Source organism: Marivirga lumbricoides, from assembly GCF_014636295.1.
Lineage (GTDB): Bacteria > Bacteroidota > Bacteroidia > Cytophagales > Cyclobacteriaceae > Marivirga > Marivirga lumbricoides.
The window spans coordinates 82,224-95,870 of the sequence record NZ_BMEC01000007.1; the positions used below are offsets into that span (position 1 = coordinate 82,224).

Annotated in this window: 11 protein-coding genes; 4 read left to right on the top strand and 7 right to left on the bottom strand. The window is 37.1% G+C overall.

Translation table 11 applies throughout. The annotated features are described in order from the left end of the window. The first annotated feature begins 14 nt into the window (after positions 1-14). Positions 15-590: a hypothetical protein gene (locus IEV85_RS11750; RefSeq protein ID WP_188463518.1), complete on the top strand. Its 576-nt coding sequence runs from the start codon at positions 15-17 to the stop codon at positions 588-590. Positions 591-661: 71 nt separating this feature from the next. Here the strand turns inward: IEV85_RS11750 and IEV85_RS11755 are convergent, their stop codons facing one another. Continuing rightward, on the bottom strand, positions 662-2,005 hold the full coding sequence (locus IEV85_RS11755; RefSeq protein ID WP_188463901.1) for a deoxyguanosinetriphosphate triphosphohydrolase: 1,344 nt from the start codon (positions 2,003-2,005) through the stop codon (positions 662-664). 179 nt (positions 2,006-2,184) lie between these two features. Here IEV85_RS11755 and IEV85_RS11760 point away from each other — a divergent pair, with 179 nt between their 5' ends. Together IEV85_RS11760 and IEV85_RS11765 are read left to right on the top strand one after the other, a co-directional pair. Then, positions 2,185-3,984 carry a M61 family metallopeptidase gene (locus IEV85_RS11760; protein ID WP_229712577.1) on the top strand — a complete coding sequence of 600 codons (1,800 nt, stop codon included), beginning with the start codon at positions 2,185-2,187 and terminating at the stop codon, positions 3,982-3,984. Positions 3,985-4,103: 119 nt separating this feature from the next. Next, a complete protein-coding gene (locus tag IEV85_RS11765) occupies positions 4,104-6,275 on the top strand; it encodes a sensor histidine kinase (RefSeq protein WP_188463520.1) in 2,172 nt (723 codons plus the stop codon). Here IEV85_RS11765 and IEV85_RS11770 read toward each other — a convergent pair. The 6 genes from IEV85_RS11770 to IEV85_RS11795 all read right to left on the bottom strand — a co-directional run bounded on the left by IEV85_RS11770 (position 6,252) and on the right by IEV85_RS11795 (position 13,146). After that, positions 6,252-6,863 carry a DUF6134 family protein gene (locus IEV85_RS11770; protein ID WP_188463522.1) on the bottom strand — a complete coding sequence of 204 codons (612 nt, stop codon included), beginning with the start codon at positions 6,861-6,863 and terminating at the stop codon, positions 6,252-6,254. The two genes, IEV85_RS11765 and IEV85_RS11770, sit on opposite strands and share 24 nt — an antisense overlap. A gap of 91 nt (positions 6,864-6,954) precedes the next feature. Further along, positions 6,955-8,493: a YifB family Mg chelatase-like AAA ATPase gene (locus IEV85_RS11775; RefSeq protein ID WP_188463524.1), complete on the bottom strand. Its 1,539-nt coding sequence runs from the start codon at positions 8,491-8,493 to the stop codon at positions 6,955-6,957. Further along, a complete protein-coding gene (gene lpcA / locus IEV85_RS11780) occupies positions 8,483-9,064 on the bottom strand; it encodes a D-sedoheptulose 7-phosphate isomerase (protein WP_188463526.1) in 582 nt (193 codons plus the stop codon). The genes IEV85_RS11775 and lpcA overlap by 11 nt, the downstream gene beginning before the upstream one ends. Positions 9,065-9,083: 19 nt before the next feature. Beyond that, positions 9,084-9,455 (bottom strand): hypothetical protein, encoded by a 372-nt coding sequence (locus IEV85_RS11785; RefSeq protein WP_188463529.1) that lies wholly within the window; start codon positions 9,453-9,455, stop codon positions 9,084-9,086. Positions 9,456-9,513: 58 nt separating this feature from the next. Continuing rightward, the gene (locus IEV85_RS11790; RefSeq protein WP_188463531.1) at positions 9,514-11,340 is read right to left on the bottom strand and encodes an ABC transporter ATP-binding protein; all 1,827 of its coding nucleotides are present in this window, start codon (positions 11,338-11,340) and stop codon (positions 9,514-9,516) included. Between the two features lie 111 nt (positions 11,341-11,451). Continuing rightward, a complete protein-coding gene (locus IEV85_RS11795; protein WP_188463533.1) occupies positions 11,452-13,146 on the bottom strand; it encodes a capsule assembly Wzi family protein in 1,695 nt (564 codons plus the stop codon). 254 nt (positions 13,147-13,400) lie between these two features. On the opposite strand from IEV85_RS11795, the gene IEV85_RS11800 reads away from it, so the two are divergent. After that, a complete protein-coding gene (locus IEV85_RS11800) occupies positions 13,401-13,646 on the top strand; it encodes a type B 50S ribosomal protein L31 (protein ID WP_188463535.1) in 246 nt (81 codons plus the stop codon). Position 13,647: the final 1 nt, after the last annotated feature.

Genomic DNA, 13,647 nt, shown 5'->3' on the forward strand with positions numbered 1-13,647 from the left:
TAAAATATATACACATGAAATATAGTTCATTGGTTTTTCTTGCTAGTTTCTTTTTCTTGCTCACTTCTTGTGTAGAGTCTGTAAAAGAGAAACCGATTAATACTTATTTTGATGTAGAGGCACTCGTTGATGAGCAGATTGAGCAACTACGCCAAAAAGATCCTTTGTTGGCAAAGCAAATATCAATTGACGGCCAGTCCGAAAGAGATACTATTAACTTTGATTCCCTGGGCTGGGTGAATGAGTTGGAAGTGTTTAAACTAGCTAATATTAACAAACCTAATTTGAGGGGTGAGTATGAAGCAGTGGAAAAAACACTTGATGACTCCAAAATATGGAGTTATACGGCAGATAAGCAATCCTTAGGAATTGAGTTTTTGCATGTTTATTTTGGAAGCGATAGCACACTTAAAAAATTGGAAGCACGCTATAATGAGGACAATGCACTCTACACATCTGAAAGAAATCTGGAAATGGCTTTTGAGAATGTAGATGGTAAAAGCACATTATCAAAGTACAGGATTTATGGTAAGCAAAAAATGATTATGAAAGATGAAGTAGAGTTCTCTATTGAATCTGAGATATTATAGGTTGCTTTAAAACTTAAGATTGAAACGAGCCGGATATTTTGTCTGGCTCGTTTCAGTTTAGACAAATTGAATTAACCGGGTAGGCTAATTCCTTTTAATTTTCTGTATAATGTTATGGCATATCTGTCAGTCATTCCACTAATATAATCTATACATATCATACTGATTTCATAGAAGCTTCCGGTTTCTGTAATCATTTCCTGATATGCTTCAGGCAATAATCTGAAAACTGTCAAATCTTTCTGCCCGGAATCTTCTTTTCCCTTTTGCGCAATCGCGGCTTCTAAAAATGAACTGAGCAAACCCTCCAAAACCACATGGCCTACAGCTTCCGTTTCCAGCACCAGGCGAGAGCGATATATTTTTTGAACTGATACGGCTATAATATCTCTTAGCACTTTTTTAGAAGGTACTAAGTCCATTAATGCTGTATCGAACTGACCGCTTAGTATTTCAGCTTCATTTTCTTTAAAAATATTTACGCATTGTTCAATTAAAGCATTGATAGCCAGGGCACGCAAATACCCTATTTTTTCGTTTTTACCTTTCGTTTTTTCCAGTTTTTCAGGCATATAGCTTTCCCCCAGAATTTCTGCCAGTAAATCTCTGGCCTGTTCAAAAGGCACCCAGCCTAGCCTGCATCCATCCTCCAGGTCAATAATATGATAGCAAATATCATCAGCGGCTTCCACCAAAAAGGTTAAAGGATGACGTGAATAGATGGCTTCTGAATCTGATAAGCGCAAAAGTCCTACAGCTTCTGCCAATTCAGTAAATATGTCTTTTTCGCTCTGAAAGAAGCCATATTTTTTCTGGCTTCTTCTGCTTTTGTCTCTTTCGCTGATAAGAGAGGGTCTGGGGTATTTGGTAAAAGCAGCTAATGTACTTAGGGTAAGTTTTATCCCTTGGTTATCAGGTCTGTTCAGCAGGCGGAAACCCTGCGCATTTCCTTCAAAATTGGTTAAATCCTTCCATTCAGCCTCACTTACCTGTGCTTTAATGGTTTTACCAATAGTGCTTTTCTCAAAAAAATCGGAAATAGCATCTTCCCCTGAGTGTCCGAATGGAGGGTTGCCTATATCATGTGATAGTGAAGCAGCAGCCACAATAGCTCCAAAATCAAATGCTGAAAAACCTGCTTCCTTTAATTCAGGATATTTTTCAGTAATCACTTCTCCTACTTTTTTTCCTAAAGAGCGCCCTACACTACTTACCTCTAAACTATGGGTCAGACGTGTGTGTACAAAATCTTCTTCAGGGAGAGGTACTACCTGGGTCTTGTCCTGAAGTCTTCTGAATGGATGAGAAAAGATGATTCTATCGTAATCCTGCTCAAAAAATGAGCGGGCGCTTGATTGTGCATTTTTACCCGACTGACCTAACCTGTCAGGATTCAAGAGTTTAATCCATTCCATTTTTTCCATTGGGTAAAATTAGAACATTGTTTTACAGCATAAAAGCGTGATATAAATTTTTCAAGGATCAGTAATGAGAGAAAGTTTGAATTACTATTGTTTTAATGAATACAGAATTATGTAAATGGTACTTTATTTAAAGGGATTGGCTGCTATATTTGTAAAAACTAAACAGAATAATGATGTTGAAAAGAACTATTTTTTTTATAAGTCTCCTTTTTATTGGCAGTGGACTACTGGCACAGGATTTGGCTTATACTGTTAACCTGAACAACAGGGAAGGAGATACTTTTAAAGTAAGCCTTACAATTGACACGAAATTAGGTGAAGAAAATAACATTTATCAATTTGCTGCAACTGCTCCGGGAACTTATCAGGTAATGGATATGGGACGCTTTGTGAGAAGCTTCAAAGCTTTTGATAAGAAGGGCAGAGAAATAGAAACTGAACAAATTGCCACCAATCAATTTAAGATTGTGGATGCTAAAAAGGTGAAAAAGGTAAAAACCATTACCTATGAAATAGCTGAAACATGGGACACTGAAGTAGAAGAAAATACTATTTATAAAATGTGCGGTTCCTCTATAGAGGATGACAACGTGTTGATTAATGGGCAAACTGTTTTTGGATATTTTTCAGGAATGCAATCCGCTCCATTAAGCATTAAACTGCAATACCCTGCTGACTGGAAAGTAGGTACTGCATTAACTAAGAATGCTGAAGGCTTATACATAGCAGATAACTACGACCACATTGTTGATTCCCCTATTTTATTGGGTAGATTAACCAAAGCTAATACGGATTTAGGAGGTACAAACATTGATGTTTATACTTATTCTAAAACTGATATGATCACTTCAGAGGATCTGTTAGGAGCCATGGAGGAAATGCTAAAAGCAGCAGATGCCTTTGTAGTGGAATTTCCTGTGGATAGATATACTTTCCTTTTTCATTTTGAAGATGAAACCTGGGGTGCCTGGGAACATTCCTATAGCTCTGAATATATTTATGCTGAAGAGCCATGGACTCCTCAGCTGGCTGCAAGAATTACCAGCACAGCCGCACATGAATTTTTTCATATTATTACCCCGCTGAATATTCATAGTGAAATAATTGAGCAATTTAATTTTATTGAGCCAACCCCTTCCGAACACTTATGGATGTATGAGGGTGTTACTGAATGGGCATCCGACATGATGCAACTGAGAGGTGGAATGATTGAATTGAAGGATCTGTTCAATGAGCTGCAACAAAAATTATATGTGGATGGTCGCTATGATTCAGCCTACAGCTTAAGTAAGTTAAGTTTAACCTCTTATACTCCAGAAGGTCAGGAACAATACGGTAATATTTACATGAGAGGAGCACTTGTGGCAGGATTGTTAGACATCAGACTTTTAGAGCTTTCTGACGGGAAGCGTGGACTTAGAGAAGTGGTAAATGAACTTTCTAAAAAATATGGTCCGGATAATGCATTTCCGGAAGATAAATTTTTCGACATTTTTGTTGAGATGACTTATCCTGAGATTGCTGATTTCTTTGATAAATACATTAAAAATGCAAATCCTTTGCCTGTTAAAGAGTATTATAAAAAAATAGGGATTGATTATAAGCGAAAAGAAAAGACAGGTAAAATGGTGCCAAGTTTAGGTTATGGACTGGCTGCCCCTGAAGGCAAAATAATTATTACTGAGCCAACAGACTCTTTGAGTGGGATGGGAGTAAAAGCTAACGATATTTTTCTAAAAGTTAACGGTACAGAAGTGAGCTTGCAAAATGCCAGAATGGTGATTGGCACTTTGTCTCAACAGCCCATCGGTTATGAATATGATCTTACTGTATTAAGAGGAGATGAGGAGAAAGAGATTAAAGCAAAGATCATAGCCAAAGAAGAGGTAAAAGAGCACATGTTCACTATTGATGAAGATGCCAGTGCCGAAGCTAAAAGGCTAAGAGCAATTTGGCAGAAGAATATTTAAAATAAAAGTTTATCAAAAGCTCCTATATGGAGCTTTTTTATGCTCTTTACTTTATTTTTAAATTGTGGCTGTGAGTTTAATTATGTAGCTTTCATCGTTATACTTTTTACACAAAATTAATGAGAGCCTTGATCAGAATCTTTTCTGTTGTCTTACTATTTATAGGTTTTTTAGCCCATTCCACGGCAGCCAGGGAGCCGGTACTAAAGGTACTGGCAGGGCAGAAATATGAAGAGATTGGTCAGGATATATTAATTTTTAAAGATTATACTCATCAAGTTTCCTTTCAGGAAATCTTATCAGAACAATATCAGAAACAATTTGAAAGGGGAAACCAGGATGTACTCAGTTTTGGATTACAGGATATAAGCCTCTGGCTTAAGATTAATGTGGAATTAGAGCATAGTGAAAGCGTGCCTTATATGTTAGAAATAGCATTCCCGACCTTAGATTCCATATTCTATTTTTATCAGGATGGAGACAGATGGGGGGAAATGTTTGCAGGGGACAGAATACCGTTTAGTGAAAGAGAAATAGATCATAAAAACTTTGTATTTCCTATCCAGCCCGCTCCTAGAAAAATCACTACAGTCTATCTTAGGATAAGAAATAAAGGATCTATTATTCTTCCTATAAAAATAGCACCTAAGGAGGGCTTTTTTGCAGCTGATTTACAAGAAGAGCTACTGTATGGGATTTTTTATGGGATTATGATTGTCATGTTTCTTTATAACTTATTCCTGGCTTTTGCAGCAAGAAGCTTAAGCTATTTGTATTATATAGGAATTATTGCGGGAAATTTATTTTCACTTTCGGCACTTAACGGACATGCTTTCCAGTATTTGTGGCCAAATAATCCCTGGTGGGCTAACCACGTGATTATTTTCGGCATAGGCTTTTGGATATTCTCAGGCAACTTATTTGCTATCAGGTTTTTGGAGTCTAATAAAAACTCGAGAGGCTATCATATTGGTTTTAAAGTGATGCGATTTATGGGGCTCATTATTATAGTCCTGGCTTTTGTGCTGGATTATGAAATCAGCCTGGTTATAGCAAATTATACCCTTGCTTTTAACTGTGTTTATCTTCTTGCCAATGGAATACTATTTTGGAGAAAAGGCGTTAAAGTAGCTGAAATTTTCACTATGGCCTGGGCATTGTATTTAATAGGAATTCTGCTTTACACGCTCAGAAACCTTGGCTTCCTTCCTGTTAATTTCATGACGACTCATGTGCTTGAGTTTGGAGCTGTAAGTGAAGTTATTCTTCTATCCATCTCCTTCGGATATAAATACAGATTGTTGGAGGTGGATAAGAAAAAAGCGCAAAAAAATGTTTTGGATATAATGACTCGCAGTCAGGAGTTAATCCAACTTCAAAACGATGACCTTGAACATAGAATTCAAGAGCGAACGCAGGAGTTAAAGCAAAAGCAGGATGAAGTACTCCAACAAAATGAGGAACTGAATGCGAAGAATGAAAAACTGACTGAAGCGCAAACTATTATAGAGCAGCAAAATATTCTTTTAAGAAAATATAATGATGACCTGGAAAACCAGGTGGCCACCAGAACAAATGATTTACAACAAAGTAATCAGGAACTTGCTCAAAATGTGCAACAGTTGGAGCAATATGCTTTTATGACGGCTCACAATTTACGGGCACCTGTCGCCAGGCTCCTTGGGCTTACCAATCTGCTTGAACTTAGTCCTGATACTGATAAACAGGAGTGGATGATGATCCTTTCCAAAATTAAGGAAGAGGGAAATAGCCTGGATGCAGTAATTAAGGATATGAATGCTATCATTCAGCTGAGGAGTGCTGCAGATGTTGAGCTTGAATGGGTAAATATTGAGGAAAAAGTAAATCAGGTAAAAAGAATATTAAAAAATTCTATAGCTGTCAGTAAGATTGAGATACTATTAAATACAAAAGCATTTACAGAGATTAAAAGTAACCCTACTTACATAGAAAGCATACTTTATAACCTTATTTCAAATGCAATTAAATACAAAGCTCCAGGAGATCACTCATATATTGAGATAAAAACCGAAAGGCTGGAGGAGAATCTTTTGGTATCAGTAAGGGATAATGGTGTTGGAATAAATTTGGACAAATATGGAAATCAGCTTTTTGGTATGTACAAGCGATTTCATCCCCATATTGAAGGTAAAGGGCTGGGGTTGTTTTTGGTAAAAAGTCAGATGAGTATTTTAGGAGGAGATGTGAAAGTGGAAAGTACACCCGGCTTAGGCACCACTTTTAAGTTATTTTTCCCCCTCAGTCTTTAATGTGATTTCAAACTTCAAAAAGGAAGAATCAATCGTTATTTTTGTACAAATACCTTGCTCATTATAATCATAAATACTTTTATCACCATTAGGTATTTCAAACATATACCTGTTTTCGTCCGGAAGTTTTGCAATCTTAACATAATCCAGAAATCTTTCTGAAAAGACCGCATCTCTTTGTTTAGGCTTCGAGAAATATAGCTGAAGCATACTTGTGTTTAACAAGCCATCGATTTTCTCTTTTTCTCCATCTTTGTTGCCGAGGTAAGCTGACTGCATACCAATTCTCTCCAATTTAGCCTCTTCTTCTTTCTCTCCATTTTTTTTGTGAATAAAATACGCATTCTGAAGCGTTCCATCTTGGTAGATTGCCTCATAGAGGAATACTAAATTGGTTGTTCTGAAAAGTGAATACTCCACTTCTGAAACTGCAGAGTAATAAGTTTTTCCTTCAGCAAGCTTTTTTTGGGTAACCAGCATGCTTCCAACATTTTTTCCTGCCACAGTAATGTCATAGCTAAGCTCCTGCGCATTCAGGTAAAAATTAAAGGACAGTAAGACGGATGCTAACAGAAAATGCTTCAACATAATATTTAAGTAATTAACTGTTATAAACTTCAGTAATAAGAAATTATTTCAATATACTTTAAATATTGATAAAAGTAAGGCATTGAAATTACTATCCCGCCCAGCCTTCTCTGTCCAGGCTACGGTATTGAATAGCTTCGGCCAGGTGTTCAATTTTAATGTCCTCACTATTAGCTAAATCTGCTATAGTACGAGACACCTTGAGAATTCTATCATAAGCACGGGCGGATAAACCTAGCTTTTCCATTGCATTTTTTAATAAGGCTTTACCGGCAGTATTTATCACACATAATTCTTTTACCATCTGAGATGGCATTAGAGCATTGGAATGAATTTCAGGATGCTTCTTAAAGCGCTCCTCCTGTATAGCTCTGGCAGCAATTACTCTTTCGCGAATAATGTCGCTACTTTCCGCTTTTCTGTCAGCAGTCATCTGTTCAAATGACACAGGCGTCACTTCTACATGCAAATCTATCCTGTCCAGCAAAGGACCACTCACCTTATTGAGATAGCGTTGAACTGCTCCCGGAGGGCAAACACATTCCTTTTCAGGATGGTTATAATAGCCACACGGACATGGGTTCATACTGGCCATTAGCATAAAGTTGGCAGGAAAATCTACAGAAACTTTAGCGCGGGAAATTGTCACTCGTCTTTCTTCAAGAGGCTGCCTCATTACTTCCAACACGGTTCTTTTGAACTCTGGTAATTCATCCAGAAATAAAACACCATTATGAGCCAACGAAATTTCTCCCGGTTGAGGCAGACCTCCTCCTCCTACTAAAGCTACATCAGAAATCGTATGATGAGGGCTTCTGTATGGCCTTGTAGCAATTAGTGAAGCATCGGGGCCCAATCTGCCGGCTACAGAATGAATTTTAGTAGTTTCCAATGCCTCAGGCAAACTAAGAGGAGGTAAAATAGAGGGTAATCTTTTTGCCAGCATTGTTTTTCCTGCCCCTGGTGGACCAATCATAATCACATTATGTCCCCCGGCAGCGGCTATTTCTAGAGCACGTTTAATATTTTCCTGCCCCTGTACATCAGCAAAGTCAGCGTCATAATCGTTCAGGTTAGTAAAGAAAATATCTCGGGTATCAATAGAAAGTGGTTCAATAGATGAATTCCCTTCTAGTATATCAATAGCTTCTCTCAGATTTTCTACCCCTAAAACTTCAAGGTTATTAACAATTGCTGCTTCAGCAGCATTCTCTTTTGGCAGGATAAAACCTTTAAAACCTTGTTTTCGTGCTTCAATGGCAATAGGAAGTACTCCTTTTATTGGTCTTAGCTGGCCATCCAGAGCTAACTCTCCCATAATCATATATTGCCCTAAAGTTTCGCTGAAAATCTGGTTTGAACTCACCAGAATCCCCAGAGCTATTGGCAAATCATAGGCAGATCCTTCCTTCTTAACATCTGCAGGAGCAAGATTCACCACTGTTTTTTGGCGAGGCATTCGGAAACCGCTGTACTTTATGGCGGCATCCACACGGTGCTCACTTTCTTTGATGGCATTATCCGGCAAGCCCACCATATTAAATTTTGCACCCTGACTTACATTTACTTCAATAGTAATTACACTGGCATCCACTCCGTAAACTGAGCTTCCATAAGTTTTAGCTAGCATAAGCCATTTGTTTTTCTATATGTAAAATAAGAATATGGATTATTTTTATGTGTACTTCCTGAATTCTGTCTGCATAACCCTGGTGAGCTACCCTGATTTCCACATCGCAAAGCTCTGCTAACTCACCGCCATTCTTTCCGGTTAGGCCTATCACTTTCATACCTGCTTTCTTTGCTGATTTAGCGGCTTCAATAATATTTGCGGAATTGCCACTGGTTGAAATCGCCAATAATACATCGTCAGTTTTACCGAGAGCTTCTACTCCTCGGCTGAAGATGTACTGAAACCCATAGTCGTTTCCTACGCAGGTGATGTGGCTTGCATCAGAAATAGCAATAGCAGCCATGGCGGGCCGGTCATCCCGGTATCTGCCACTCAATTCTTCAGCAAAATGCATGGCATCACAATGGGATCCGCCATTACCGCAGCTTATCACTTTTCCTCCGTTTTTGAGGGAATCTGTAATGGTTGCTACAGCATTTTCTATAGCATTCAGATTAGCTTCATTATTAATAAAGCTATCTAAAACATTTTTTGCTTCTACTAACTCTTGTTTTATGGTTGATGTCATTGATGCAAATTAATAATTGTCAGCTTTTTAGTTGATTGTCATCCCCATCACTTTTTGTTGAGGAAGGTAAATCTTTAGCAGGGGGATTGTTTTTAGGAGGTATGGAGGAAGAGGTAGTTTCTTTTTGGTCGTAAAGCTTTGCTTTTAATTCGTTGATTTCTTTTGAATGGTTTTTTTCTACCTTTTCCAAATGTTTTTGATGTTTCCATTCGAATACCAAAACTATTAAGAACAATAAAAATCCAAAATAGGCACCATACATCATTAAATCCATTCTTTTAAAGAGATCTAACAAAAAGTTAAGGTCATTTTTTCCCACTGAAATGAGGATGATGGCTGATAGATGAAAAATCAGAAGGGCGGAGTAAACAATAATTTTAAAAGTCTTCATTACGGGTGACTATTTTAATGGATTTTGAATAAAACAAATATAGAAAAATAATTAGCAATCAGGATACTGACTGTATTTCAATCAACTTATTGTATACTCCTTGCTTTTCTACCAGCGATTGATGTGTGCCAGTTTCTATTATTTCACCATTTTGCATCACATAAATTCTATCAGCTTCCTGAATAGTACTTAAGCGATGCGCTATTACTATAGAAGTACGATTCTTCATTAGATTGGATAGTGCTTCCTGTACTAATTTTTCAGATTCGGAATCAAGTGCTGAGGTGGCTTCATCTAAAATGAGGATGTCAGGATTTTTCAGAATGGCCCGGGCAATGCTGATTCTCTGACGTTGGCCTCCTGAAAGTTTAGTGCCTCTATCACCTATGATAGCATCATAACCATGCTTCATTTGAGTAATAAATTCGTGCGCATTCGCCACTTTTGCTGCCTGCTGCACTTCCTCCAGCGTGCTTTCCGGCTTTCCGAAAGCTATATTGTTGAAAATTGTATCGTTAAAAAGGATGGACTCCTGGCTTACAATCCCCATTTTGCTCCTCAGGGTTTCAATTTTAAAATCCTGAATGGGTTTTCCATCTACTAAAATAGCCCCGGAATTTACATCATAAAATCTCGGAATTAGATCAGCTAAAGTAGATTTTCCTCCTCCTGAAGGTCCTACTAAAGCAATCATTTCTCCTTTATTCACTTTTAAGTTAATGTGATTTAAAACAGGATCCTTCGCATAAGAAAAAGATACATCTTTGAATTCTATTGAGTCTGTAAAATGCTTAAACTCTGCTGCATCAGGCTTATTTGTAATGCCTGGTTCTGTATCCAGAATAGTGAATATCCTATCTGCTGAAGCTAACCCTCTCTGTACATTACTGAATGCTGTTGAAAGTGATTTAGCAGGATTAAGGACTTGCGAAAATAAGGCAATAAAGGTAATGAAGCTCCCTGCATCCAATGTAGAGTTACCTTCTAAAATCATAGAGCCACCTACAAGGAGAATTCCGGCTACAACCGTTACTCCTAAAAACTCAGAAATTGGGCCAGCTAAAGCAAAGCGTTTTCTCATGCTAATGTTGAAGGTAGCATAATTTTTCACTTGCTTACCGAAGCGTTTTTTTGAGAAATCTACTGCATTAAAAGCTTTCACTATGCGCATGCCGCCCAAGGTCTCTTCCAGTATATCAGAAATTCTTCCTATAGTTTCCTGACTTTGCTGTGCCTTCTTTTTAAGCTTAATAGAGATATAAGAGATAATAAAACCTGAGAGAGGAAGAACCAGCAAAGTGATTAAGGTTAGCTTCACTGATATGAAAAATAAGCCTGTGAAGTAAGCAATGATCATTATTGGCTCTTTGATAACTGCTTTTAAGCTATTTACTACAGTACCCTCCACTTCCTGCACATCACTCATTACTTTTGACATGATGTTACCTTTTCGTTCTTCTGTGTAATAGCCTATATGCATATTCATTAACCTATCAAATAGAGCATTTCTCAGATTTGAAATTACATTCGCCTTTACAATAGCAGAAATCACTTCAACCAAATAACGAAATACATTGGCCAGAAAAATAAATATTACGAGCAGAAGGCAAACAAACTGCAGGGCTTCAAATCTGTCTTGCTGCACTAATTGCCCAAATTGATAATCAAATACATCTTTCAAATAATATATATCAAACTCAAAATGAGGAGCAGATTCAGGTATCTTCTCAGCTTTTTCTGTTTGGAAAAGAGTATTTAATACGGGAGCTAAAACAGCAAGGCTTATCACACTGAATATAGCCTGTAGAAATACATATAAGATATATTGAGGAGCCAGTAGACCTAAAGGTCTGGCATAAGAAAGTACTCTAAAATAAGTCTTCATTAATTAATAAGCTGAATTTGCTCGCAAGTTAAGAGTATAAAGACGCTTTTACGTAAAAATGGTTAGATTTTACCTTCAGCTGTAATAAATTTAGCCAGATTTGAAGTTGTCTTAAAAAATATTCTCTCTTCTCGGAATGTTCCACCTTACCGTAGCATTGTAAAAATTATTTTCAGAAGTGTTATTGCCAAACTCACTTTCCTGATTTCTCATGGTGTAACCTAATTCAATAAATAAATTATATTTTGGCATCAAAGTAAGCAAAAACTGGTAGTATGTAAGCTGATTTGATTCTCCTTGACCAATTACATGTCCAAAATCTCCCTGGTCGGGGTATCTGTATCGGGTGTTGTTAGCTTTAAATATATTGCCGCCAAAATTAACTCCTGTTGTATCAGTTCCAAAATCGGCAAATACAGCTTTTGCTTGAAAAGTAAGTTTAGGTGTAATTTGATAGCGTAAAATACCAATAAGCTCTTTGAAATTTGCCCCTAAAGGGTGGGCTAATGACTGCTTATAATTAGCATAGTTGGTAAAATTATTATCATGGGCATACATAAAAGGTCTGGAGAGGTTATATTCTGCCTGCAGATCCAGATTAGGGATTTCAAATGCATTAAAATATTTCAGTCCTCCTTGAAGTGCATATTTATTGGCCCACCAGCCGCCTTTTCTAATATTTTCTATCAGGAATTCATCCAACACAAATTGGCCGTACATCGAAAAACGTTTCAGGAATATCCAGCGAAAATCCATCCCTACCAATGCATTTCCTGAGCTGCCATCCTGCTGCTCTAAAGAGCGGTAGAAAATTATAGGATTAAGGTAAGTTATGTCAATGGGGTTCTGTGCTCGTGAAGAATCACCTGACATGATAGCTTCAAAGATGCCTACATTTAAGTTTTTAGTAATATTGTAGCTTAAATGGTGTAAGGACATAAACTTTCTGTCGTACCTATCTCCGGTGCCTCTCAGAGAGTTACCTGACCTATCCAGATTAGCGGTTTGAAGCCCAAAAATATTGGTATAATTTAATTTCCAAATATTGGTTTCGGCTTTTAGGAAAAGGTAACCCGGAGAAAAATCACTTAAAATCATGGATCTTTCGCCATTACCGATGAAAAAGCGATCGTGTCCAAATTGAAGATTGATGTTTTTTGTAGCTTGAAAAGAAATATACCCCCTGGCAGTGAAAAAGTCTCTTCCGGTTTCATCATCTCCATAAGGTTTCCAAAAACCTTCATTCGGAACCGCATCAAACATGGCTGTGTATCTGTCAACATGTTGAGGAAAACGAACCTGATTTTCTGTTAAAAATGTATAGAAACCTACTTTTTTATTGATCAATCCTCTTATTTCAACTCCTCGGGTATTGATGAATAATTGCCTGTCGCTTATTGACTCTCTGCCAAGCGTAAAATCCAAAACCGGATTTACATGTAGATCAAACTCATCAGTATTTACATTAAAGAAATCAGTGTTAGTTTTATAAATGTGCTTCAAAAAAGCCCTTTCTCTTTTATAGTCTATACTATCTACCCATTCCCAATTGTCATTTTTCAGGTAGGTATAGTTAAATATGTCTTTCCTGTTGAAATTTTCTGTTGAAAGACTGTCAAGAAACTGTCCGATTTCTTTTCTGTTATAAGCTTTAACAGAAGCATGAAAACTTTCAGAAAATGAACCTTTCCTCACCTCTAATCGCTCTATAAGATGGTAATAATCTTTGCTGAGTGGGGCATTAACTGCCTGTCCGTAAGCCAAAACTGTACAGAAGAAGAGACAGCCTGTGAATAAATATTTCATAATTGGTACAATATGACAGCAAGATAAAAACAATAGTATAGATGAACGCTAAATTCTGGTGGCTATTTATTAAATCTTCGTTCAAGCGCCATGATTACAGGTTTAATTTTTTAAATTTGTCTTTAAAGCATTGTGTGCCTGATTCTTATTTCATCATCTATTTGGAAAGATAGAATTGATCTGCTATTTTTGCATTCCCTTTCAAAAAGGGTAAGAAATTGGTTGGAAATCAAGAACTTTTAATTAACAATATCATGAAAAAAGACATTCATCCGGAGTATAGAGACATTGTTTTCTGGGATACTCAGGCAGATACAAAATTCTTAACTAAGTCTACAATGACTTCAGAGGAGACAATAACAATGGAAGATGGTAAAGAATATCCGGTTGTGAAAATCGAAGTTAGTTCTGCATCTCACCCGTTCTATACTGGTAAGAAAATCTTCTTGGATACTGCTGGTCGTGTTGAGAAATTTAACCAGAAGTACAAAAAGAAATAAT